The organism is Caballeronia grimmiae (assembly GCF_022879615.1).
Lineage (GTDB): Bacteria > Pseudomonadota > Gammaproteobacteria > Burkholderiales > Burkholderiaceae > Caballeronia > Caballeronia grimmiae.
Genome location: NZ_CP084272.1, coordinates 1 through 23,135 on the forward strand (window position 1 = coordinate 1; position 23,135 = coordinate 23,135).

Below are 23,135 nucleotides of genomic sequence, written 5' to 3' on the forward strand. Positions count from 1 at the left end.
ATGGCTACCAAGCGCGCCAAGAAAACCGACGTCGTTAGCCCTAGCTCGGCCGAATTGCGCAAAGCTGTCGAAGCCATCGCCATTCAGCCCAAGAGCGGGAAGATCACGCTGCTGACCCGCAAGCTTTTCAATGTACTGCTTGCGGTCGCGCAGCAGGCAGATGAGTCGGGCGATACCTATCGCGCGCTGCTGTCGGACATTGTCGCCAATTCGGCGTTCGACTCGAACGACACGGCCCTCGTCAAGGAGCACCTGCGCCGGATGGTGTCGGTGCAAGTCGAGTGGAGCACGGGCACGTCGAGCCAGAAACCGGGACGTAAGTGGGGCATCTCGACGCTGATCGCCGACGCCGAAATTCTCGAAGACCCGACGACGCGCCGAGTCTGGGTCGAATTCTCGTTCGCGCCGAAGATCAAGAAAAAGCTTCTCGACCCGGTACAGTATGCGCGCCTTAGCCTTCAGTTCCAGAGTCAGTTGCGCAGCAGCGCCGGCCTCGCGCTGTATGAAATCTGCGTGCGTTATCTGACCAACCCAAGCCATCTGACGATGCGCGAAACATGGGAGTGGTGGCGGCCGATTCTATCCGGGACGCCCGATACTGAAGCCGGCGACGAGGCCAAACGCGAGTACAAGTATTTCAAGCGCGACTATCTGCGTCCCGCGATTGCCGAAGTCAACGCGGTGACAAACATCTTCGTGGAACTGGTGGAGCACCGTGAGGGACGTCGTGTTGCCGAAATCCAGTTCCGGGTGACGGAGCGCAAGCAGCCGATGCTCGCGCTCGACGAGCATCCGAACGTCTTCGATAGCACGCTGGTCGATCGCATGGTGAAAATCGGCATCCCCCTCAAGGAGGCGCAGACGCTGTACGCCGATAGCGAGGAAAACCGAATTCGTGCCGCGCTGCAGATGACCGAGCAGCGTATGCGCAGCACGACGCTGCCGCCGGTGCGCTCTGCCGCCGCCCTCTTCAAGGACGCGCTCAAGAAGGGTTACGCGCCGCCGGTCGAGGCATTGCCGACTGCCGCAAACGGAGCGCCGGCGCGTGTTGGCGCAACGAGCGCGTCCGCGGCGGACGATCTGAAGGCTCGCTTGTTGAGTGAGTTCTCGGCCTATCGACGCAAGGAAGCGCGGGCGTTGTACGACGAGCAGGGTGAGGAAGAGCGGGAACTCGCACGGCAGACCTTCGAGGAAAACGTCCTGCCGGAGTTGGGTTCGCACATGCGCGACGACTGGCGCAAGCGTGGTCTGGATTCGAAGTTGGCGGAGACGTCCTTCTTCGACTGGCTCGCCCGAAAAACGTGGGGCGAGCCTACCGATGGTGATTTGCTGGCTTTCACATTGAGCCAGTCGCGCGCCGCCTAGCTTTGGCAGCGCGACCGGCAGCGCGCTCAATCTTTGGCTTGCTCCGACTGAAGGATCGTCTCGATCTGATGCAGCAATTCATCCCGTCGCTCCCGAGACAGTCCGCGCAGCCGCAGTTCGAGCCGGTCTTCGCCGTATGACTTCAAGTCGCCGACAGAGACGCCATCGAGTTTTATTTCGAGGCGCTGCGCGTACCGCTGGCGACCGGCGGGCTTCGGCGTTTCCTGAGGGGTCGCACGTCCTTTGACGATATCCGCGACCTGACGCGTGCTGAGATCGTCGGAAGTGATCTTGTTGATGAGCCGCAGCGTCGCGTCACTTCCACGCGCGGTGTGATACCGCGAAATCTGATAGGCCATATTCGAGCCGAATCGATCCGGTCGGGCGACCATCTCCTGCATAACGTTTTCGGGCAGCTTGGCGATCGACAAAGCAACGGCGATCGTCGATTCGTCGAGGCCGAGATGGTCGGCTAATTCGCGTTGGCTTTGGAAATGCTGTTCGTCGAGGAAGCGCCGCCAGACGACAGCGTTGTCGAACACGGTCTGCGAATCGCGTTGAACGTTCAGGTCGTAACCCAGCTTGTAGCTCTCGATGCCAACCGGCAGGTCGACCACCACAGCCTTGACGGTTTCCTTGTTCGCTTCTTTCAGCGCGCGTACGCGACGGCCGCCATCGCTGACGAAGAAAGTGCCCGGGTTCTCGTAATCCGGAATCACGTGAATCGCCTGCTGCTGTCCTTGTTTTGCAAGGTTGACGGCCAGTTCGGCAATCGACGCCTTCAGATAGAAGTGGCGGGGATTGAACGGACTAGGTTTGATGGCCTTCAGGGGCAAGTCAATGACCTGCCCTGCCGTATAACGATTCGCCCGGCGCCAGGCGCGATATTCATCCGATTCCGGGCCAGCAATCGCGTCCACTTGGTCTTCCGCGACGAAAGCGCTGGATCGACCGTTCGCGGCGTTTTGGGAAACGTGCTGTATGTCGACGATACCGTCGATCGCGTTGAGCCGATCGAGCGCAGTCCGTTTTTCGCTGCTGGTCGTGTCCGGGCGAGCCTTGAAGCCCTTGGCAAATTGCGACGGTTTCATTCAGTGTCCTTTATGCGCATAAAGTCGTCAGAGCATGGCAAGGATTTCATCGGCGCAGCTGCGAATCTCTGCCGCAGCCAGCCGTGCTCCCCGATCGCTCATTTGCAAAACGGTCTGGCCGAGAGCCATCGCCTGCTTGTAGCACTCGCGTGTCGGAATTTGCGTCCTGAGCAACGGGAAGCCTAGTTCCTCGAGCGCAACTTTGAGCTCGCGCGTCAGCATGCGCTTCTCTTCGGTCTTGTTCAGCAGGAACACAGCACGCAAGTCTTCATTCATGACCTGCGCCTGCTGCACGAGCTTCACCAGTCCAACACTCGACCAATAATCGGCAGGCGATGACGAAGTCGGAATGACCGCGACACTCGCGGCCAACAAGACGACGCCTGACACCTTCTCCGTAATCGACGGCGGGCAATCGACCACGATGATGTCGTAATCGTTGACGAACTTCTTGATCTCGCGGTGTATTTGCCCGCCCGCCTCAGACAGATTGACGACCGGAAACGGGATGCCGCTGTTGTCGTCGGATGCAGCGCTTGACCAATGGATAAGCGTATTTTGGCCGTCTGCGTCGACCACGAGCACGCGCTTCTTCTTTTCGTGGAAGGCGGCGCCAAGGTGCATCGCGATTGTGCTTTTGCCCACTCCGCCTTTCTGCTGCGTGATCGCTATGATTTCCGCCGCCACAGTTAGCTCCGAAATTGATTGCGTTTTGAATTCTACATTGCGCGTGATTAATTTCCAGTTGTATTGGTCAAATGTTGCGTACGTTAGCCATTCGGACGAGGCTTTATGCGCATAAAGTAGCCGGCTGCCTTCGTCGGACCGCGCCGGACTTTATGCGCATAAAGCGCTGCGCGACGCCGCGACGACCGACCGATGCCCATACATCGCCTATGCTTATCGGTGACCTGCAATGTCCAAGAGTCGCCCATGACTGTTCGCAACCTCGACATTCTGTTTTCCCCCAAGTCGGTCGCTGTGATCGGTGCATCGCCGCGCGCCGGGAGTATCGGCGCAATGGTCTGGGAGCGTGCACGATGCGCCGGCTACAAAGGCCCCGTCTGGCCGGTCAATCCTCGGCACGAGTCGCTGAACGGCGCGCGGGTGTACAAGGATGTCGACGACTTGCCGGACGCGCCGTCTGTCGCCGTCATCTGCACGCGCCCCCAGACGTGGCCGTCACTTGTCGAACAATTGGGCCACCGAGGAACGAGGGCCGTCGTAATCGTTGGCGAGGCACGGTCGCATACGGGCAGCGATCATCGCAATGAGGCCTCCGCTTCTGACGACGCGGCTGATTGGACCGCTCGGACGCTGGCCGCCGCGCGGCCGTTCTTGATTCGCATCGTCGGACCCGCAAGTCTTGGCGTGGTGACGCCATCGATTGGCGCCTGTCTCGGTGCTCCCGCGTGCACCGTCAAGCCCGGCGGCGTGGCCTGGGTGTCCGGCTCCAACGCACTGACGAACGGCGTGCTTGGCTGGGCACTCGCGCGGGGCCTCGGTTTCTCGCGAATCGTCGCGCTTGGCGATGAAGCCGACGTCGATTCCGGCGACATGCTCGACTTCCTGGCGAGCGACGCATCGACGCGAGCGATCCTGCTTGCAATCGAACACGTCAGCTCAGCGCGCAAGTTCATGTCCGCTGCTCGCGCCGCTGCTCGGAACAAGCCCGTCCTGGTGTTGCGCACGGGTCGCGACGATCCGTTCGATCGGCTCTACGCCGCCGCTTTCCGCCGCGCCGGACTGGTCCGCGTCGATTCTCTCGACGACCTTCTCGATGAGATAGAAACGCTTGGGATCGGCCGTGTCGCCACGAGCGATGTGGCCACTGTGGTCACGAGCGACCGCGGCGTCGCCGCCCTGGCGGTGGACGCGTTTGCCGCCGCCGGCGATGGTCTTGCTCCGTGGCCCGTCGCTGCACGCGACGCCGTCGCCGCCGCGTTGCCTCGCGCCCAATCAGGAAATCCGCTGCTGCTTGGCGACGACGCGTCCCCTGCCGACTTCGGCGTCGTGCTCCAGGCGCTCGCGCCGCATCGCGAAACCGGAACCGTGTTCGTCGTGCACGCGCCGACGCACAGCGCGCCGGTCGCCGACGTCGCCCGCGGGTTGATCGCCGAGCGACGACACGCTTATCGTGGTCTGCTTGCGTGCTTCTTCGGTTGTGCGGATGCGGCGACCCGCGACGAACTGCACGCCAACGGCATTCCCGTGCACACGACGCCGCATCGCCTCGCGCGCGGCTTCGCGCGTCTTGTCGATTTTCGGCAAGGACGCGAGTTGCTCATGCAGACTCCGGACGGTCTTCCCGCCGATGTCCCCAAAGACATCGAAGACGCGCAGCGCGAAATTCGCACCGCGTTGGACCGTGGCATCACGGAGCTGGATGGCGAGCGAGCCGCCCAGATATGCGCTCGCTTCGGCCTCGTGGTGAAGCCCGGCGCGCCGGACCCGACTTCGGGCGATGCCATCGATATCGACACGCGGCTGATCAGTCACCGCGTCTTCGGCCCGGCATTCGAATTCAGGGCTGCGGGCGCGCTCGGGCTTGCTGATTCGCTTCACGAATTTGCGCTGCCGCCGCTCAATCCGGTGCTCGCCCGCGACCTCATCACGACATCGCCGCGCGCGCGCGAATTACCCGCCGAGCTGCTGCTCAACGCACTGACCGCGCTATCGCAACTGGTTTGCTACATCGAGGAAATCGTCGCGTTGAAGCTGACGTTTCGTGTGACGCGCGATTCTGTCGTCGTCTACGAACCGAAACTCACACTCGGCGCGCATCGAAAGCCGCTCGCGATCGTGCCGTATCCGCGTGCGATGGAGGAGACGCTCGACTGGCGTGGCATGCGCATCACGGTGCGGCCGATTCGTCCGGAAGACGAAGACGCGCATCGCGCCTTCGTCGCCGCAAACACCGCCGAAGATTTGCGCTTGCGATTCTTCGGCGCCGTGCGCAGCTTCGACCATTCGCAACTCGCGCGGATGACACAGATCGATTACGACCGTGAGATGGCGCTCGTCATCACGCGTGCAAAAGAGGATGACACGTACGAGACGCTGGGCGTGGCGCGCGCAATCGCCGATCCGGACAACGAGACCGCCGAATTCGCGCTGGCCGCGCGTTCGGACATGAAAGGGCAGGGTTTGGGCTGGCTGCTGCTCTCGCGAATCATCGATTACGAGCGAAAGCGCGGCACCCGATGGATGATCGGCGAAGCGCTGCGGGAGAACACAGGCATGATCGCGCTCGCGCGAAAGGCTGGATTCGAGTTGATCAAAACGGAGGATCCCGGCGTCGTCGGTTTCAGGATGCGCCTCTGCGATGCGCCGGCACCTCCATCGCAAACCTCGCGGGATTAAGCCGCGAGTTTGGCGAGCGCGTCGTCGACTTGCGCACGCGAGAGCGCTAATTCACTCAGCAATGCTTCGGCATACGAAGTTCCCGTTTCGCGTTCCAGCCGGGCGATGGTCAGCGCGCAGCGCGCGGCGTCTTTCGGCGTCGCGATGAACGTCTTTACGGACTGCCCCGACGTGAATGCTTCGAAAAGCGGCTCGCGGATCTCATCGGGCAGCGCGCGCGACGTCCACTGATACGGCTTGCCGTTGTACGTCAGTTGTGGCGGAAGGGTGCGCTCCTTCTTCGCAGCGGGAATGAGCCCGTACGTGCGCGCCGCTTCGCCGATCTGCTCGGGCGAGAAAAGTTCGTCTGGGCTGATGTCGAATTGGGCGATATGCGCTTCGATGGCTTGCATCGCTGCGGCGCGGTCATCGCGCTTCTTCTGTGCGCGCGCGACGATATCGCGGAGTTCGTCCGCTTCATCGGTGGAAATTGTGAAGCTTGCCTGCTTCTGCTGAAGTTCGGAAAAACGCTGGAATTCGGAATCGGAAAGAAGTTTCGCCATGAGTGATGCGTAGTAATGCGTCAGATGAGGTCGGCGGCTCACCAATACGATGGCCGTCTTTTTGAGAGGGCCGCTATTCTAACGCGCGATGCTTTCGCCGCTCAGTCGCGCGTCATCGAAAGTGAGGCGGCGGCATCCTTCAGCAGCGTAGTGACATCGTCGACGGACGGCGCCACGTACTCGTCGATGCGCCGCATATAGGGACAGGTCAGCGCGGCGATGGCCTGCCCCGACGGCCCGAGCAGCGGAAACGCCACGTCTATGACGCCGAAGGTCTGCTGACTGTCCTTCTTCCAGTAGCCAAGATCGCGAATGCGTCGATGTTCCGCATCGAGCACCGCATCATCGACTGCAAGCTCGCCTTTCACTTTGGTGTGCTCGGCCAGCATGTGCGCGCGCTGTTCGTCCGTCTGGAACGCGAGCATCACGCGGCCCGACCCCGTGTCGATCAGGCCGACGCGAGATCCGAGTCGCACTGAAATGCCCCAGGTGCCGGGGCCGTCTACCTGCGCGATGACGAGCAGATTGCCCCGATCGTAGACGGCGAGATGAACGGATTGCTCGGCGGCATCGGCGAAACGCCGCATCACGGGCAACGCCTCCGCGATCAACCGGTGCGTCGGCGGATGACGGTGCGCGAGCGCATATAGCTTCAACCCGAGCGAATAGCGGTCGCCCTCGGGGGAGCGCACAACGTACTGCCGTGCGACGAGCCGCTCCAGCATGCGATACATCTCACTGGCATTGCGCCCAAGCATCTTCGTGATTTCAGCGCGCGTGAGTCCCGACTTCTGCTCGGATAGCAATTCGAGAATGTCGAGTCCCTTGTCGAGCGCTGGCGCGCGATAACGGTCGGCGTCGTTTTCTGCGGATTCCGGCGAAATTGGCGTGCGTCGATTCATGAAAGAGGGATGCGCTAGGGGAAATCACCGACAAAGCCGCCCGTAGCGTACCTTGACTTAGCTTTGTGCGAATATGAATAATACGTTCATTGATGAACGGTCACATAGAGGGTTTTCCATCTCGGTGACGTCGAATTCGCCCGCAAGACTCACTCGCCAGCCGCAGAAAGCGGCTCCGCCGCAGCCACCGTATCCCTTGATCGAGGTTTGCAGATGAGCGCAGCAATGCAGGATGTCGTCCTACGCCGACGCACGATCGGCCGCACGCCGCTCGAAGTCACGGCGCTATCGCTCGGCACCGCGCCGCTCGGCGGTCTCTACCATGAGTTGACGGAAGAGGAAGCGCGCGCCACCGTCGACGCCGCGTGGCAGGCAGGCATCCGCTTCTTCGACACTGCGCCGCACTATGGGCATACGAAGGCCGAGCATCGTCTGGGCGATGCGCTGCGGCGGTACCCCCGAAGCGATTTCGTGTTGTCGACGAAAGTGGGCCGGCGCTTCGTCCCGCGCACGACGCCGGATGACGGCAGCGAAGGTTGGGCGGATCCGCTGCCTTTTCAGGCGATCTACGATTACACCTACGACGGCATCCTGCGCTCCTTCGAGGACAGCCAGCAGCGCCTGGGCATCATCGATGTCGATATCGTGTTGATTCACGATATCGGCCGATACACGCACGGCGAAAAGAACGCCCATTACTGGCGGCAACTGACGAACGATGGCGGCTTTCGCGCACTCGATGAGTTGAAGCAATCGCGCGGCGTAAAAGCGGTCGGACTCGGCGTGAACGAAAGCGCGGCAGTCATGGAAGCGATGGCCGAATACGACGTCGACTGTGCGCTGCTCGCCGGTCGCTACACGCTGCTCGAACAGAATCCCCTCGACGATCTGTTGCCTGAATGCGAAAAGCGCGGCGTGAGCATTCTGCTGGGCGGCGCATTCAACTCGGGCATTCTGGCGCGTGGTCTCGACAATCACGCGCATGGCGATCTCAAGTTCAACTATGGCGACGCGCCGAAGGAAGTCATCGAGCGCGTCGGAAAACTCGAACGCGTGTGTCGGGAACACGGCGTCGCGCTATCGAGCGCCGCGCTCCAGTTTCCTTATGCGCATAAAGTCGTGGCTACGGTGCTGATGGGCGCGCGCAATGCGGGCGAGGTGCAACAGAACGCTGCATCGTTCGCGACGCCGATTCCGTCTGCGCTCTGGGAGGCGTTGCGTTCGGAGGGCCTGCTTCACGAGAACGCGCCGGTGCCGCAATGAACGTGGACGAAAGAATCGACGCACATCAGCACTACTGGGACCCGGCGCGCGGCGATTACGGCTGGCTCTCGCCGGATCTCGAGCCTCTTTACCGCGTGTTCGGCCCGAATGATCTTGCCCCGTTGCGTCACGCGACGGGCATCGCGCGCACCGTCGTCGTTCAGGCTGCGCCGACCGTCGATGAAACGCGCTATCTGCTAAAGCTGGCGCAGGACCACGGTTCCATCGCGGGCGTCGTCGGCTGGGTTCCGCTCGATTCCGTCGACGCCGTCGATCTCATCGAAGAGTTTTCGCGCGACTCGAAGTTCAAAGGCGTGCGCCCGATGTTGCAGGACTTGCCCGACAACACCTGGCTCGCTCACGCCCCGCGCCCCGAGGCAATCGAGCGTCTGATCGAACGCGATCTGGCCTTCGATGCGCTGATCTTCGCGCGGCATGTCCCGTCGCTGGTCGAGTTCGCGCGTCGTTACCCGAAACTGCGAATCGTCATCGACCACGGCGCGAAGCCGCCCATCCGCGATGGCGTCGATGCAGCGTGGCAACCGTGGGCCGACGGCATTGCGCAGCTCGCTACGTTGCCGCAAAAGCCCTTCTGCAAGCTCTCGGGCCTCGCCACCGAAGCAGCGAAAGGCTGGACCGACGCGACGCTTCAACCGTATGTCGCGCATCTCATCGCGCATTTCGGCCCTGAACGGCTGATGTGGGGCAGCGATTGGCCGGTACTGAATCTCAACGGCGGCTACACTGACTGGCACGCCGCCGCGACGCGTCTCACCGCGCATCTCGATAAAGCCGGGCAGCAGGCGATCTTCGGCGCGAACGCCCGTGCGTTCTACCGCCTTTGACGTCCTCCTATACCGGGCATGTCTCAAAAACAACTTCGACTGGAGCAGTGGATGGTACAAAGACTGGCAGGCAAGACCGCGCTGATCACGGCGGCGGGGCAGGGCATCGGCCTTGCGACGGCGGAGATGTTCGCGGCGCAAGGCGCGCGCGTGATTGCGACGGACATCCGCGTCGAAGCGCTCGACGGCAAGCCGTTCGAAGTGCGCAAACTGGATGTGCGCGATGCCCAGGCCATCGACGCTCTCGCGAAGGAACTTGGCCCGGTCGACGTGCTGTTCAACTGCGCGGGCTACGTCCACGCCGGGTCGATTCTCGAAGCGAGCGAAGCGGACTGGGACTTCGCATTCGACATCAACGCGAAGGCGATGTACCGGACCATCCGCGCGTTCCTGCCGGCGATGCTGGAGAAGGGCGGCGGCTCGATCATCAACATGTCGTCGGCGGCGTCGAGCGTGAAGGGCGTGGCGAACCGCTTCGTATACGGTGCGTCGAAGGCGGCGGTGATCGGACTCACGAAGTCGGTCGCGGCGGATTTCGTCACGCGCGGTATCCGCTGCAATGCGATTTGTCCGGGCACGGTCGAATCGCCGTCGCTGAAAGAGCGCATCGCGGAACAGGCGCAAGCGCAGGGCGCGAGCGTCGATCAGGTGCAGGCCGCGTTCGTCGCGCGTCAGCCGATGGGGCGCGTTGGCCGCGCTGAGGAAATCGCGGCGCTCGCGCTGTATCTCGGCTCCGATGAGTCGTCGTTCACGACGGGTCAGATTCACATCATCGATGGCGGCTGGTCAAATTAACGCACTCGCCGCGCATCGCTTTTCAACTTGCTGCAGAAATACGAGGATCAAACCAGATGAAGCTGCTTCGTTACGGCCCGAAGGGTCAGGAAAAGCCGGGTCTTCTCGACGCGGATGGGCGAATTCGTGACCTGTCGGCAGTCGTGGACGACATCGCGGGCGCGACGCTGACCGAAGCAGGCCTCGCGAAAGTGCGCGCCGCCGATCCGGCATCGCTGCCGGTGGTCGAGGGCAATCCGCGCATCGGGCCGTGCGTCGGGCGCGTGGGCAAGTTCGTGTGCATCGGCCTGAACTATGCGGATCACGCCGCGGAATCGAATCTGCCGGTGCCGACCGAGCCGGTCATCTTCGGCAAGTGGACGAGCGCGATTTGCGGCCCGAACGACGACGTCGAGATTCCGCGCAATTCGAAGAAAACCGACTGGGAAGTCGAACTGGGCGTGGTGATCGGCCGGGAAGCGAAGTACGTCGATGAAGCCAACGCGCTCGATTACGTCGCGGGCTATTGCGTCATCAACGATGTCTCCGAGCGCGAGTGGCAGCTCGAGCACGGCACGCAGTGGGACAAGGGCAAGGGCTTCGACACGTTTGGACCGATCGGTCCGTGGCTCGTCACGAAGGACGAAATCGCCGATCCGCAAAAGCTCGATTTGTGGCTCGAAGTGGACGGCCATCGCTACCAGAACGGCAACACGAAGACCATGGTTTTCACCGTCGCACAACTGGTTGCTTACCTGTCCAAAGTGATGAGCCTGCAGCCGGGCGACATCATCTCGACCGGCACGCCGCCGGGCGTCGGCATGGGCGTGAAGCCGAACGCGGTCTACCTGAACGCGGGCCAGACGATGCGCCTCGGCATTCAGGGCCTGGGCGAGCAGCAGCAGAAGACCGTCGCCGCGCAATAAGCGCAGACGAACGAAAAGCCTCGCCGCTGCGGCGAGGCTTTTTCATGGGCGATGCAACCGCAAAACGCATCAGGCGTGATAGAACGCCTCGATCGCGCTGTCGCCGATGCGCGCAACGGTTCCCTGCGCGACGGCGACCAGCCGCTCCGTGTTGCCATCGGTGACGAAGACATCGCATTGACACGTCGCCTGCGTCATCCCGGCATGAACGACGCGCGCCCGCGCCATCAGCGTGCCCGTCACCGCCGGACGCAGATGATTGATCTTGTATTCTCCCGTGACCACCTTCGGGCCGAGCCGCAGCGCGCCCGCGAAAGTCAGCGCATTGTCGACCAGATAACTCACCACGCCGCCGTGTACGAAGCCGTGCTGCTGCCTCAGCTCGTCGCGGATCGGCAGACACAGCGTGAGACTCGCTGAATCGACCTGCATCAGCTTGGTGCCGAGCAAGGCGCTGAACGGTTGCGCATTCAGCGCACCGCGTGCGATATCGACGATTTCGGCCATTCAGACACTCCTTCGGTGAGTTCGGCGCAGTCCTGCAAAGACAATAGGTAGCGAATGCGCGGTGCGCAAGCACGTTCGGCGGAATTCGTGCAATGGTGCATTTCGGTGCAGCGAAGCGCCATAGACAGACTTTCCGCCGAACCATTCAAGCTTCGGGTTGCCGCTGCCGTAAACCCGCACTATCGCCGTGAGTTGAAGCGGCTCAATTAGTCAGTCGGGTGAAAGTGATGTTAGGAAAGATCAAGGTTTCATCGGGTTTGCTCGCTGTATTGGTGGTGTTCTGCGTGTTCCAGCTCGTGACCGAAGGGCTCGGGTTCTGGTCGCTCTCGCGCACGCACGACGATGTCGGCAACCTGTCCAACATCGCGCTGAAGCAGGTCAACGCGGTCAACAAGACCACGCAGCACTTGATGGACGCGCGCATCAACCTGTCGCGCGCAGGAACGCGCATGGTGCGCGGCGGCGCCGAGCCGGTCGAGATCGTGCAGCATGCGCGTGAAGAGATCGCACTCGCCGACAAGTCGTTCGCCGCGTTTCTCGACGCGCCGAAGACCGGCAACGAGAACGTCGAGCGCACGACCGCGCTGAAGGCGAAGTACGCCGAATACGCGAAGGCGCTGTCGGAACTCGTGCAATATCTCGACTCCAATAACCTGCAGGCGTTTCTGGACCAGCCGACGCAAGGCTTCCAGGACCGCTATCTGGCCGAGCAGCAGAAGTTCGTCGATTTCGGCAATGCGTCGAGCAATGCGTATCTCGAATCGATCGATACGCGCTACGGATTGTTCCGCGCAGTGGGTTTCGCAATCGCCCTGGCACTCATCGCGGGCGTCGCGCTCGTGCACGTCGCGCTGCGCCGTGGCGTGATCGCGCCGCTCGAGGAAGCGGGCCGCCACTTCGAACGCATCGCGCAGGGACGTCTTGACGAGCGCATCGCGGATCGCGGAACGAACGAAATCGGCCGTCTGTTCGCGGGCCTTGCGGCAATGCAGGCGAGCGTCGCCAGCACCGTGAAGACCGTGCGCGAAACGTCGGAGTCGATCAACTTCGGCGCGGATGAAATCGCGAGCGGCAACGCCGATTTGTCCGCGCGCACCGAGAATCAGGCTGCGTCGCTGGAAGAAACCGCATCGAGCATGGAAGAGCTGACGGCGACCGTGCGACAGAACGCCGATCACGCCCGCGAAGCCAACACGCTCGCCGGCGACGCGCTCGAAGCCACGTCGCGCGGCTCCAGCGTCGTCGATGACGTGGTCGAGAAGATGCGCGGGATCGCGCAAAGCTCGGACAAGATCGCCGAGATCATTTCGGTGATCGACGGCATCGCGTTCCAGACCAACATTCTCGCGCTGAACGCGGCTGTCGAAGCGGCTCGGGCGGGCGAACAGGGGCGCGGCTTTGCCGTGGTCGCGGGTGAAGTGCGCGGGCTTGCGCAACGCTCGGCGCAATCGGCGAAGGAGATCAAGGAACTGATCGGGGAATCGGTCGCGCAGGTCAGCGACGGCTCCGTGCTCGTCGAGCGGGCCGGCGCAGCCATGCGCGATGTGTCGTCGTCGATTTCGCGCGTGACGCAGATGATGGCGGAGATCAGCGCATCGTCGCTCGAGCAGAGCGTCGGCATCGAACAGGTCAATCAGGCCGTCACGCAGATGGACGAGATGACGCAGCAGAACGCGGCGCTCGTCGAAGAGGCCGCGGCTGCCGCGTCGTCATTGCACGAGCAGACGCGGCAACTGAAGGCGGCCGTGTCCGTGTTTCAGATCGCCTGAAGCGGCAGGGAGGCGTACGCCGTGGCGAGATGATACGGCGTGGTCGAAGGCATGTCCGCGCGGCTGATTTCACCGTCGGCCGAGCGGCATTCGACCCAGCCGCGCTCGTTAAGGAACCGCGTGCGGAAGCGCGCGATTTGCGCGTCGGGCGCATCGCCGCGCGTCGCCAGCGCGCGCAGATATTCGGTCTGAGCCCAGATGCGCTCCGTGCCGTCGATTACGGCGCCGCTTTCGTCCAGCGCGGCGCACACACCGCCCGTCTTCTCGTCGATGCCGTGCTTCTGCGCGAACACGAACGCGCGCTCGAGCCGTTCGTTCAGCCCCGCCGATGCGAACGCCGCGTGCCCGCTGCCGATCGCCAAAAAGTACCATTCGAACTGATGCCCCGGCTCCAGCCGGTTGTCCGCCGCGCCGATCGGCAATTCGGCGATGCAGCCGGTCGGCTCGTGCACGAAGGTGCGAGCCACCGATTCGGCGAGCGTCGCGAGCCGTGCGTCGTAGGCGGCGTCGCCGGTGGCTTCGCGCGCCGCGAGCCATGCTTCGGCAAGGTGCATCAGCGGATTCTGCAGCGGTCCTTCGAGCGTCGTCGCGAAGTCCTCGGATAACGCGGCATTCAGGATCGTGCCTTCCATTGCGAAGCGCGTTTCGACCAGCTTCGACGTTTCTTCCAGCAACGCCAGCGCATCCGCCGAGCCGCTTGTCCGCGCGTAATGCGCGCACGCGAAGATCACGAACGCGTGCGTGTATAAATCCTTCTGGCGCTCGAGCGGCGCGCCGTTTGCATCGACGCTATAGAACCAACCGCCGTTGCGCGTGTCCCGAAAGTAGTGCCGCAACGATTCGAACAGCGTCTTCGCGTGGTCGAGTTCGCCCGCATCGGCAAAAACGAAAAGCTGACGCGCGCACGCCATCGCGCGATAACGCTTAGGCGGCAACGGCGCATGGCCGGCGGGCGCGACGGCTTCGAAGGGCAGGCGCAGGGCCGCGTTGAAGCCGGGGCCGCGCCATATCGGCAGGACGACGTTCGCAAAATGCGCGCGCAACGCGGCGCCGGAATCCGGATTCGTCGATGGCGTCGCCGGTGCGCCATGCGTGGGTCGATCTTGCATACGACTACTCTGTGAGAATGTTCTGGAAAGCTACCAGTAGCCGCTGAAGCATAGCAAACCCCGCCCCGCGCACCAGGGACTCTCAACGACAGGAGGGAAGAAGATGTTAAGCAACGTCGAACTCGTTTCGCGGCTCATCATGGCCGCGGCGTTGGGCAGCGTGATCGGCTTCGAGCGCGAGCGCCTTTCATGGGCGGCGGGCCTGCGCACGCACATGCTCGTGTGTGTCGGATCGGCGCTGATCATGATGGTGTCGGCGTTCGGTTTCGCGGACGCGCTGAAAGGCGATCACGTCGTGCTCGATCCGTCCCGGGTGGCGGCGCAGGTCGTGTCGGGCATCGGCTTTCTGGGCGCGGGATCGATCCTGATGCGTGGCGAAATCGTCCGGGGACTGACGACGGCCGCGAGCCTGTGGTCCGTCGCGGCGATCGGGCTGGCGGTCGGCGGCGGGCTGTACACGGCGTCGATTGCGGCGACGGCGATCATTCTCGTCATTCTCGCGGGCCTCAAGCCGCTGGAACGCCGCTTCATCACCGTGAGACAGCGCCGTCAACTGACGATGCTCGTCGATCGCGGCTCGCTTTCGTTTCACGGCCTGCATGAGGCGCTCGGGCCGGGCAGCGTGCGCGTGAAGCAGTTCGTCGTGCAGCAAAGCGAGGACACGCCCGAGCTGGATGAAGTGCAAGTCGAGCTTTCGCGCGTGTCGTCGCAGGAATACCGGGCGATCTGCGAACGTCTGCGGCAACTGCCGGTCGTGCGGGAGTTTCGCGAGGAGGACACCAATTGAGCGGCGGCACGCGGATTCCTTGCAAATGCCCGCTGGATAAGGCGCGCAGCCGTGCGACAATGCGACCTCTCGAAAATTATCGCCAGACCGCATGACTGCTGCGCGCCGGCCGTCTCGCCGCAGCCTTTCGACCTATGCCAGATCCCGCTGTACCCCGAAATCCGGATGCCGACGCGTCGTCGGCGAAGTCCAGGCAACGCGCCGAGGCCGACGCCGACGCGCAAAAGAAGCTCGCGCGCGCCGCGCGGCCGGCGCAACGCGCAGCGGAACCGGGCGATGGCCCGCGCTACGGCGAGACGCTCGATCTCTTCGCCGAGGACGCCGAACGCGCCACGCTTCAGGCGCTGAACACGGATATCCGTCAGGGCACGTTCGAGGGTTTCGAGTTGCCGGAAGTGTTTCTGGCTGCGGTGGAGTCGTCGGCTAGGCGGCGCGCGGCGCGAACCGATGCGGCCCCGCGCGAGCCGGCGGACGCGCCGGAGCAGGGCGATCTGATCGCGGATCAGCTCACGGTTCCGTCGTCGACGTCGAGCAAAGCCGCGATCGCCCAACAGGCGAGCGTGGCCTGGATCGCCGCGCCCGGTTTCCGCATCAACGGCGAGGTCGGTCCAACGAACGCGTTGGCCCATACCGTCCGCGCGGCGATCGACCAACGAAGCGCAACAGCCGCGGCCCATGCCCGTCGCACCAGGTCGCTGCTGACCGTCACGCTCTGCACGATGCTCACGACGCTGGCGGCTGGCATCGCGCAGACGATCGCGTTGCTGCAAGCCGGCCACCAGGCGACGCTCGCCTTCCAGTCCGACACCGACCCTACCTCGACGCACTAAGCGATTGCCCCGCCGTTGCTGGCGGACACGTCATTTCGACCGGTGATGTAGAAAAACTACAACGTTTCTGACCCAAAAATGTTGCATTGCACTAGAAATCCGGGTGGGGTATCCCTATAATGATTGCTAAGGGAAAACCCTCAATTACTAACCGGAGTCAGACATGAGCTACCTCTTCGCCCTGCTGCAAAAATTTGCTTCGATCTTCGAATCGCCGCACCTGCCGATGGACTCGGATTACTCGTATCAAGCGCGTTTCCGCGAAGCAGAGCGCCAGCGCAAGGCACGCAGCACCGCATTCGGCATCCGTCTGTAATGCGTCGCTGAGGGCGGCGCGGGTCATACCAAGTCAGCAATATCCGACGGCAAGACGTCGATTACCCCGCCCGCCAGCTTCCACCGTTTCTGTAGTTTTTCTAGCAGTTCTCCTTCGTCGTTGTACGACGAATCCCGCTCCACGCCCTGCAGCGTGCGACACATCCATTCTCCTCGCCTGTCCACCGTCCGTTGCCCGATCGGCCGACGCGGTATTCTTTCGTCTCTCCCACTTTGACGCATCGAGCGCCCCTATGACCGGCGATGTCCATTTTTACGACCCCAACGAAGGCCACGGCCTGCCTCATGACCCGTTCAAGGCGATCGTCGCGCCGCGCGTCATCGGCTGGATATCGAGCCGCGACGCGGACGGCAGCGTGAATCTCGCGCCGTACAGCTTTTTCGGCGCGTTCGCGACTTTCCCTTACGTGATCGGCTTTTCGAGTGAAGGCCGCAAAGACAGCATCAGCAACATCGAGGCAACCGGCGAATTCGTCTGGAACATGTCGACGCGTCCACTCGCCGAGCGCATGAACCGGACGTCGGCACCGGTGGCGCGCGGCATCGACGAGTTCGAGCTTGCGGGCCTGACCAAAGCGCCGGGGCGCAATGTCGGCGTGCCGCACGTGGCCGAATCCCCTGCGGCGCTCGAATGCCGGCTGCTGCAAGTCGTCCGCCTGCACGACCTGGACGGCCAGCCGATGAACAACTGGCTCGCGCTCGGGCAGGTCGTCGGCGTGCATATCCGCAGCGAATATCTGAAAGACGGTCTCTTCGATACCGCCGCCGCCCGTCCGGTCATGCGCGCGGGCTATCGCGCCGACTATGCCGAAATCGGCGAAATGTTCCAGATGCTGCGCCCGAGCGCCTGAGCATCGAAAAACGCGCCGGGACTTGCTCCCACGCGACACGCCGCACACTGCCCGCTTTTCTCTTCGCCTTCGCGCAAACCCTTGTCGGACAAGGGTCGCGGCGTCACGCCAGCCGATCCGCCTTTTTCCCTTGTCGTATTTCTTCATGTAGCTGTCGCAAATAGTCGGCTCAGAGCACTTTTTTCTGGCAACTATGTATGCACAGCGCGGACGGCGTCCGCCACGCATCATGGAGAACTCAATGAATTCCCCCAAGGTGGTAGTCGAAGGGCTGTGCAAGGTGTTCGGCAATAGCCCCAAACAGGCGATCGACATGCTGGCCGGCGGCGCGACGAAGGAAGAAGTCTTCGCGCGCACCGGGCAGATCGTCGGCGTTCACAATGTCTCCTTCGATGTGCAGGAAGGCGAGATCTTCGTGCTGATGGGCCTGTCCGGCTCGGGCAAGTCGACGCTGATCCGGCTCATCAACCGGCTCGTCGATCCGACCGCCGGCAAGGTGCTGATCGACGGACGCGATGTCGCCGCCGTGCCGCGCTCGGAACTGACCGCGCTGCGCCGCAAGGACATGAGCATGGTGTTCCAGTCGTTCGCGCTGATGCCGCAACGCACCGTGCTGTCCAACGCCGCGTTCGGGCTCGAAGTGGCGGGCGTCGGGCGCAAGGAACGCGAAAAGCGCGCCATGACCGTGCTCGAACAGGTGGGCCTCGCGCCGTTCGCGCAGAAGCTGCCGGCGCAACTCTCGGGCGGCATGCAGCAGCGCGTCGGGCTGGCGCGGGCGCTTGCCGTCAATCCGTCGCTGATGATCATGGACGAAGCGTTCTCCGCGCTCGATCCGCTCAAGCGCAAGGAAATGCAGAACGTCCTGCTCGACCTGCAACGCGAGCAGCGCCGCACGATTCTTTTCGTGTCGCACGATCTGGAAGAAGCGATGCGCATCGGCACGCGCATCGCGATCATGGAGGGCGGCCGGGTCGTGCAGATCGGCACGCCGCAGGAAATCATCACGAATCCCGCCGACGACTACGTGCAGGCGTTCTTCGACGGCATCGACACGAGCCGCTATCTCACGGCCGGCGATCTGATGCAGACCGACGCCGTCCCGCTGATGAAGCACTCGCCGCAAATCGACGCATCGAGCGTCGCCGCGACGCTCAACGGCAGCGCCGACTATGCGTTCGTGCTCGACGCGCAGCGCCGCATTCGCGGCTTCGTCGGCCGCGATGCGAACGGCAACGTCGTGCCCCAGATCAATCACATCGAATGCATCGAGCGCAGCATGACGCTCGACGACGTCGTGAACCGTGTTGTCGCGAGCCGGGCGCCGCTGCCTGTCGTCGATGCGGACGGTTCATATTGCGGTTCGGTCAACAAGACGAACGTGCTGCAGGTTCTAACGCGCCATCGAGGTTCCCATGTCTGAAATTATTCCGCTCGGTAGCTGGGTCGATCAGGGCGTCCACTATCTGCTCGACCACGACGCGAAAACCTTCGATGCCATCGGCAAGGTCATCGAGAGTTTTGCTGCGGTCATCGAACATGGCTTGCAGGCCATTCCGATGTGGGCGCTCATGGCGCTGTTCGTCGGCATCGGCTTGTGGCGGGTCGGCTGGCGCTTCGCGGCGTTCACGCTGCTGTCGCTTCTGCTGATCTACGCGACCGGCTTCTACGACCAGATGGTCATCACGCTGGGTCTTACGTTGTCCTCGACGTTAATCAGCCTGCTGATGGGCATCCCGCTCGGCATCTGGACCGCGAAGAGCAAGTACGTCGAGATGACCGTGCGTCCCGTGCTCGACCTGATGCAGACGATGCCCGCCTTCGTCTACCTCATCCCAGCCGCGATGCTCTTCGGTCTTGGCCGCGTGCCCGGCATTCTTTCGACCGTGATCTTCGCGATGCCGCCCGCGGTGCGCCTCACGTCGCTCGGCATCAAGCACGTGAATCGCGAGATCGTGGAAGCGGGTCAGGCGTTTGGCTGCACGTCGTGGCAGTTGCTCTACAAGGTGCAGATTCCGAACGCGCTGCCGTCGATCATGACCGGCGTGAACCAGACGATCATGATGGCGCTGTCGATGGTCATCATCGCGTCGATGGTCGGTGCGGGCGGTCTCGGCAACGATGTGCTCGCAAGCATTCAGCGGCTCGATATCGGCCTCGGCTTCGAAAGCGGCTTGTCGGTCGTGCTGCTCGCGATCATCCTCGATCGCATCACGGAGAGCTTCGGCCGTTCGCCGGGCATGGCGCGCGCTCCGCTGTTTTCGGGTCTGCGCAACGTGATGCGCGTGCGCCGCGCGCCGGCTGCGCAACAGGGTTGATGCGCCCATGAAGCGTGATGCGATTGTCCCGGCGGCAGCGGAATCGCCTCTTGCGAATCTCGCGGACTTCGGCTTCCTGACGCTGCCGAACTTCTCGATGATCGCATTCACGAGCGCGGTCGAAGTGCTGCGCATGGCCAACTACGTGGGCCGCGCGCAGCACTACACGTGGTCGGTGATCACGCCGGACGGCGAGCCGGCGCGAGCGAGCAACGGCATCACCGTGAAGCCGACGACGACGCTCGACGAGGCCGGCATGCCCGATGTGCTGATCGTCTGCGCGGGCTGGCACGTCGCCGATTATGTCGACGACACCGTCATCGCTTTGTTGCAGCGTGCGCACGACGCGGGCATTCCGCTCGGCGGCATCTGCACCGGTCCTTATGCGTTGCTCGCGGCCAAGCTGCTCGATGGCTATCGCTGCACGGTGCATTGGGAAGACATGTCGCCGTTGAACAAGCGCTTCCCGCATGTGCGTTTCGCCGACGAACTCTTCGTAATCGACCGCGATCGCGTGACGTGCACGGGCGGCACCGCACCGCTCGATCTGATGCTCAACCTCGTCGGCCTGAGGCTCGGGCAACCGGTAGCCTCTCAGGTGTCCGAACAATTCATCGTCGAGCGCATACGCGGTTCGAGCGACTATCAGCACATACCCGTCGATGCGCGCGTCGGCTTCTCGCGTGCGGAGCTTGTCGAAGTCGTCCGGCTGATGGAGGCCAACATCGAAGAGCCGCTATCGCTCGATGAGCTTGCGCGGCTCGTGCATCTGTCCCAACGACACTTGCAGCGCATGTTCAAGATGTTCCTCAACGTGTCGCCGACGCATTACTACCTGACGCTGCGCCTGCGACGCGCCCGTGATCTGTTGCGCAACACCGATGCATCGATTGCGCGCGTGACGAGCATCTGCGGATTCCATTCGCCTTGCCATTTCAGCAAGGCGTACCGCGCGCAATACGGTCATGCGCCGAGCATGGAGCGGCGTCTTTCCGCGTGACGCCCGTCGAACGCTAGGTTCGATAGTCCGTCTTGCCGCCCTCGATCATCCGCAACGCGGCCTGCCATTGCAGCGCGGTCACGCCTTCGATCTCGTCGCTCCGATACTGCGCGGCAGTGATTTCGCACACTCTGGCGGACGGGATATTCAGTTCCACGCCGCCCGCGAGCGCCCGCAACTGGATCTCGCATGCGCGCTCCAGAAAGTACATCTCCTGAAACGCAGTCGGAACCGAGTTGCCGCACGCGAGCAGGCCGTGATTGCGCAGGATCATCGCGTTGTGCGGGCCGAGATCGTTGACGAGACGGTCGCGCTCGGCGAGATCGAGCGCGATGCCTTCATAGTCGTGATACGCGAGATGCCCGTAGTACTTCAGCGCGTGCTGGCTGATCGGCAGGAGGCCCTGCTTCTGCGCCGATACCGCCGCGCCGGCGGGCGTATGCGTGTGCACGACGCACACCACATCGGGCCGTGCCATGTGAATCGCGGAGTGAATCGTGAAGCCGGCCGGATTGACGAGGTACCGCTCCGGATGCGCGGCGTCCGCATTCACGGGGCGGCCTTCGCTGTCGATACGCACGAGGTCCGACGCGCGCATTTCATCGAAGAGCACGCCGTATCGGTTGATAAGGAAGTGATGCTCCGGTCCCGGCACGCGCGCGCTGATGTGCGTGAAGATCATGTCGGTCCAGCGGAAATGCGCGATGACGCGATACAGCGCCGCCAGATCGCAACGCAATGCCCATTCTTCCTGCGAATAACCTTGAGTCTCCATGCCGCTTCTCCTGTAGGTGAGGCCGCGGGCAACGTGGGACAGGTGCGCTAGATCGCTTGCGCGCGGCCGGGGAAAGTCTCGTCGTAATCCATTGCGTGATGCGCTGTCTCTTCGGCGTCCTGTGCGCCGCGCTGCTCACGATACATCATCGGCGGAAGGCCGAATTGCTTGCGGAACTCGCGGCCAAGATGCGATGCATCCGAGAAGCCGCAACTCGACGCGATATCGGCCACGGTTTTATCCGAGCTCGTCAGCAGCCACGCGGCCGTGCGCAGCCGCACCTGCTTCGCGTACGCCTGCGGCGCTTTGCCGGTCTCGGCCTTGAAGAGGCGTTCCAACTGCCGCGTGGACATGTCGAGCTTGTGCGCGAGTTCGTCGAGCGTCAGCGTGCGGCCGACGTGCTGTTCCATCAGCAGAATTGCGCGCTTGACCTTCGGATGGGTAGCCGGCGCGAGACCCGGCGGATGCGGCTGCGGCGCGTTGCCCTTCTGCATGTCGTCGACGAGCAGGATGCGCAGCGCCTTCTGCACCGTCGCGGTCTCGAAGTGGCGCAGCAGAATGGCGGCGGCCACGTCGATGGACGCGCGCCCGCCCGAACACGTAATGCGCCTTCTGTCGATAACGAAGAGCCGGTCCGCGACGAGCATCTGTTCGTCCGCGTGCGGGAAGCGCTCTACGAAGTCCCAGTAGTGGAACCAGCTCACGCACACGCGATGGCCGTCGAGCACGCCCGCGCGCATCAGCGTGAACACGCCCGTGCACATGCCGACGATCGTCGCGTTGGCTGCGGCGGCGCGGCGGATGAACTTCAGCGTGACTTCGCTCGCGGACGGTCCCGAGTGCAGCAAGCCGCCGACGACGACCACGTAGTCGTACGGCTCCGCCTTTTCGAAGGTTTCCCACGGCGTGATTTGAATGCCGCAACTCGCGCGCACGGGCGCAAGCGTTTCGCCGATCACGCTCCATGAACAGCGTACCGGACGGCTGAAATCGCCTTCGTCGGCGGACAGACGCAGCAGATCGACGAAACCGGAAAACGCGGTCAGCGTGAAGTTCGGCAACAGCACGATGCCGAAGCGAATACGTGATTTCGACTGGCCGTCGATGGAGAGCGGCGGAAGGGAATCGGCGGGGTTCATGCGTGTGACGTGCGGCGGCTGGACGTTATGCAGCGAGCATAACACCGGGCGCGCGCCATGCACGCATGATCAGAAATGGGAGAGCGCCACGCTGCGTGCCGTGGCGTAGAGGAGGATTCAGCCGCCGAGAACGGCGAAGGCCCAGGCGAAGACGCCGCCGAGAAGCGCGCCCGTCGAACGGCCGAGCAGACTGGCGATGGTGTAATCGCCCCAGCGTTGCTCGATTTCAGCCTTCAATACGCCGAAGTAGCGCAGGGCGGGATCGATGGAGCACGCGACGACCAGCGCGCCCCAGAGCGGGGCGTATCGCGTGAGGATGTGATCCGGGGAGAGCAGGCCGACCGCCTGAAGCGCGCCGACAACACTCGCGCCAATCACGAACGCGAGAACCCAGGACTTGAAGAACTGATCGGGAAGAGCGTGACTATCCATTGCTGTGAACCGGTGAACGGGGAAGATCGAGAAAGAGAGGCGTGCGGGTCTTGGCTCGGCGGCCTCTCGCGGACCTAGGGAATATACCGAGACGCGCCTTTTCAGCCTCTCGGACCAGTCTCAAAAACATCCGGTTTTGCAACGGAACGGCGCAAGAACGCGCCGCGATCGAATCGCTCTGTTACGCGCTGGCCTTCGACGGCGCGTCGGGAAT

General features: G+C 63.1%; 22 protein-coding genes and 2 pseudogenes. 14 read left to right on the forward strand and 10 right to left on the reverse strand.

Annotated features, from left to right (window positions below):
- Positions 1 to 1,365 (forward strand): replication initiation protein, encoded by a 1,365-nt coding sequence (locus tag LDZ21_RS13765; protein WP_244795404.1) that lies wholly within the window; start codon positions 1 to 3, stop codon positions 1,363 to 1,365.
- Positions 1,366 to 1,391: 26 nt separating this feature from the next.
- On the opposite strand, the pseudogene LDZ21_RS13770 reads toward LDZ21_RS13765, so the two are convergent.
- The 3 genes and pseudogenes from LDZ21_RS13770 to parA form a co-directional block, all read right to left on the reverse strand.
- A pseudogene (locus LDZ21_RS13770) lies at positions 1,392 to 2,273 on the reverse strand (ParB/RepB/Spo0J family partition protein); the annotation flags it as partial.
- 77 nt (positions 2,274 to 2,350) lie between these two features.
- Positions 2,351 to 2,456, reverse strand: a pseudogene (locus LDZ21_RS31405) (ParB/RepB/Spo0J family partition protein); the annotation flags it as partial.
- 27 nt (positions 2,457 to 2,483) lie between these two features.
- Positions 2,484 to 3,143 (reverse strand): ParA family partition ATPase, encoded by a 660-nt coding sequence (parA, locus tag LDZ21_RS13775; protein WP_244795408.1) that lies wholly within the window; start codon positions 3,141 to 3,143, stop codon positions 2,484 to 2,486.
- Between the two features lie 246 nt (positions 3,144 to 3,389).
- Between parA and LDZ21_RS13780 the strand changes: the two genes are divergently transcribed.
- On the forward strand, positions 3,390 to 5,819 hold the full coding sequence (locus tag LDZ21_RS13780; protein ID WP_244795410.1) for a bifunctional acetate--CoA ligase family protein/GNAT family N-acetyltransferase: 2,430 nt from the start codon (positions 3,390 to 3,392) through the stop codon (positions 5,817 to 5,819).
- Here LDZ21_RS13780 and LDZ21_RS13785 read toward each other — a convergent pair.
- Complete coding sequence (locus LDZ21_RS13785; RefSeq protein ID WP_244795412.1) at positions 5,816 to 6,361, reverse strand: hypothetical protein; 546 nt, start codon at positions 6,359 to 6,361, stop codon at positions 5,816 to 5,818. The genes LDZ21_RS13780 and LDZ21_RS13785 overlap by 4 nt on opposite strands.
- A gap of 101 nt (positions 6,362 to 6,462) precedes the next feature.
- The gene (locus LDZ21_RS13790) at positions 6,463 to 7,263 is read right to left on the reverse strand and encodes an IclR family transcriptional regulator (RefSeq protein ID WP_244795414.1); all 801 of its coding nucleotides are present in this window, start codon (positions 7,261 to 7,263) and stop codon (positions 6,463 to 6,465) included.
- Between the two features lie 213 nt (positions 7,264 to 7,476).
- Between LDZ21_RS13790 and LDZ21_RS13795 the strand changes: the two genes are divergently transcribed.
- Genes LDZ21_RS13795 through LDZ21_RS13810 form a run of 4 tightly spaced genes read left to right on the forward strand, consistent with a single transcriptional unit; the run spans position 7,477 to position 11,071 of the window.
- Positions 7,477 to 8,526: an aldo/keto reductase gene (locus tag LDZ21_RS13795; RefSeq protein WP_244795416.1), complete on the forward strand. Its 1,050-nt coding sequence runs from the start codon at positions 7,477 to 7,479 to the stop codon at positions 8,524 to 8,526.
- Positions 8,523 to 9,371 carry an amidohydrolase family protein gene (locus LDZ21_RS13800; RefSeq protein WP_244795418.1) on the forward strand — a complete coding sequence of 283 codons (849 nt, stop codon included), beginning with the start codon at positions 8,523 to 8,525 and terminating at the stop codon, positions 9,369 to 9,371. Before LDZ21_RS13795 ends, LDZ21_RS13800 begins: the two co-directional genes overlap by 4 nt.
- 51 nt (positions 9,372 to 9,422) lie before the next feature.
- On the forward strand, positions 9,423 to 10,166 hold the full coding sequence (locus LDZ21_RS13805; RefSeq protein ID WP_035962836.1) for an SDR family oxidoreductase: 744 nt from the start codon (positions 9,423 to 9,425) through the stop codon (positions 10,164 to 10,166).
- A gap of 56 nt (positions 10,167 to 10,222) precedes the next feature.
- Positions 10,223 to 11,071 carry an ureidoglycolate lyase gene (locus tag LDZ21_RS13810; protein ID WP_244795420.1) on the forward strand — a complete coding sequence of 283 codons (849 nt, stop codon included), beginning with the start codon at positions 10,223 to 10,225 and terminating at the stop codon, positions 11,069 to 11,071.
- 69 nt (positions 11,072 to 11,140) lie between these two features.
- Here LDZ21_RS13810 and LDZ21_RS13815 read toward each other — a convergent pair whose 3' ends face one another.
- On the reverse strand, positions 11,141 to 11,578 hold the full coding sequence (locus tag LDZ21_RS13815; RefSeq protein ID WP_035962834.1) for a PaaI family thioesterase: 438 nt from the start codon (positions 11,576 to 11,578) through the stop codon (positions 11,141 to 11,143).
- A gap of 227 nt (positions 11,579 to 11,805) precedes the next feature.
- Here LDZ21_RS13815 and LDZ21_RS13820 point away from each other — a divergent pair, with 227 nt between their 5' ends.
- A complete protein-coding gene (locus tag LDZ21_RS13820; protein WP_244795422.1) occupies positions 11,806 to 13,347 on the forward strand; it encodes a methyl-accepting chemotaxis protein in 1,542 nt (513 codons plus the stop codon).
- On the opposite strand, the gene LDZ21_RS13825 is transcribed toward LDZ21_RS13820, so the two are convergent.
- Positions 13,335 to 14,456 (reverse strand): AGE family epimerase/isomerase, encoded by a 1,122-nt coding sequence (locus tag LDZ21_RS13825; RefSeq protein WP_244795424.1) that lies wholly within the window; start codon positions 14,454 to 14,456, stop codon positions 13,335 to 13,337. The two genes, LDZ21_RS13820 and LDZ21_RS13825, sit on opposite strands and share 13 nt — an antisense overlap.
- Positions 14,457 to 14,559: 103 nt before the next feature.
- Between LDZ21_RS13825 and LDZ21_RS13830 the strand changes: the two genes are divergently transcribed.
- The 7 genes from LDZ21_RS13830 to LDZ21_RS13860 all read left to right on the forward strand — a co-directional run bounded on the left by LDZ21_RS13830 (position 14,560) and on the right by LDZ21_RS13860 (position 20,575).
- A complete protein-coding gene (locus LDZ21_RS13830; protein WP_244795426.1) occupies positions 14,560 to 15,243 on the forward strand; it encodes an MgtC/SapB family protein in 684 nt (227 codons plus the stop codon).
- Between the two features lie 134 nt (positions 15,244 to 15,377).
- Complete coding sequence (locus LDZ21_RS13835) at positions 15,378 to 16,073, forward strand: hypothetical protein (protein WP_244795427.1); 696 nt, start codon at positions 15,378 to 15,380, stop codon at positions 16,071 to 16,073.
- 163 nt (positions 16,074 to 16,236) lie between these two features.
- The gene (locus LDZ21_RS13840; RefSeq protein ID WP_167569254.1) at positions 16,237 to 16,389 is read left to right on the forward strand and encodes a hypothetical protein; all 153 of its coding nucleotides are present in this window, start codon (positions 16,237 to 16,239) and stop codon (positions 16,387 to 16,389) included.
- A 253-nt stretch (positions 16,390 to 16,642) separates the two neighbouring features.
- Positions 16,643 to 17,260: a flavin reductase family protein gene (locus LDZ21_RS13845; protein ID WP_244795428.1), complete on the forward strand. Its 618-nt coding sequence runs from the start codon at positions 16,643 to 16,645 to the stop codon at positions 17,258 to 17,260.
- Positions 17,261 to 17,501: 241 nt separating this feature from the next.
- Complete coding sequence (locus LDZ21_RS13850) at positions 17,502 to 18,680, forward strand: quaternary amine ABC transporter ATP-binding protein (protein WP_244795429.1); 1,179 nt, start codon at positions 17,502 to 17,504, stop codon at positions 18,678 to 18,680.
- Positions 18,673 to 19,575: a choline ABC transporter permease subunit gene (choW, locus tag LDZ21_RS13855; RefSeq protein WP_244795430.1), complete on the forward strand. Its 903-nt coding sequence runs from the start codon at positions 18,673 to 18,675 to the stop codon at positions 19,573 to 19,575. The genes LDZ21_RS13850 and choW overlap by 8 nt, the downstream gene beginning before the upstream one ends.
- Positions 19,576 to 19,582: 7 nt before the next feature.
- The gene (locus tag LDZ21_RS13860) at positions 19,583 to 20,575 is read left to right on the forward strand and encodes a GlxA family transcriptional regulator (protein ID WP_244795431.1); all 993 of its coding nucleotides are present in this window, start codon (positions 19,583 to 19,585) and stop codon (positions 20,573 to 20,575) included.
- A gap of 13 nt (positions 20,576 to 20,588) precedes the next feature.
- On the opposite strand, the gene LDZ21_RS13865 is transcribed toward LDZ21_RS13860, so the two are convergent.
- The 3 genes from LDZ21_RS13865 to LDZ21_RS13875 all read right to left on the reverse strand — a co-directional run bounded on the left by LDZ21_RS13865 (position 20,589) and on the right by LDZ21_RS13875 (position 22,921).
- Positions 20,589 to 21,350, reverse strand: coding sequence for a class II aldolase/adducin family protein (locus LDZ21_RS13865; RefSeq protein WP_244795432.1), 762 nt, complete (start codon positions 21,348 to 21,350; stop codon positions 20,589 to 20,591).
- A gap of 47 nt (positions 21,351 to 21,397) precedes the next feature.
- Positions 21,398 to 22,489, reverse strand: coding sequence for a GlxA family transcriptional regulator (locus LDZ21_RS13870; protein WP_244795433.1), 1,092 nt, complete (start codon positions 22,487 to 22,489; stop codon positions 21,398 to 21,400).
- 117 nt (positions 22,490 to 22,606) lie between these two features.
- The gene (locus tag LDZ21_RS13875; protein WP_244795434.1) at positions 22,607 to 22,921 is read right to left on the reverse strand and encodes a hypothetical protein; all 315 of its coding nucleotides are present in this window, start codon (positions 22,919 to 22,921) and stop codon (positions 22,607 to 22,609) included.
- Positions 22,922 to 23,135 lie beyond the last annotated feature (214 nt).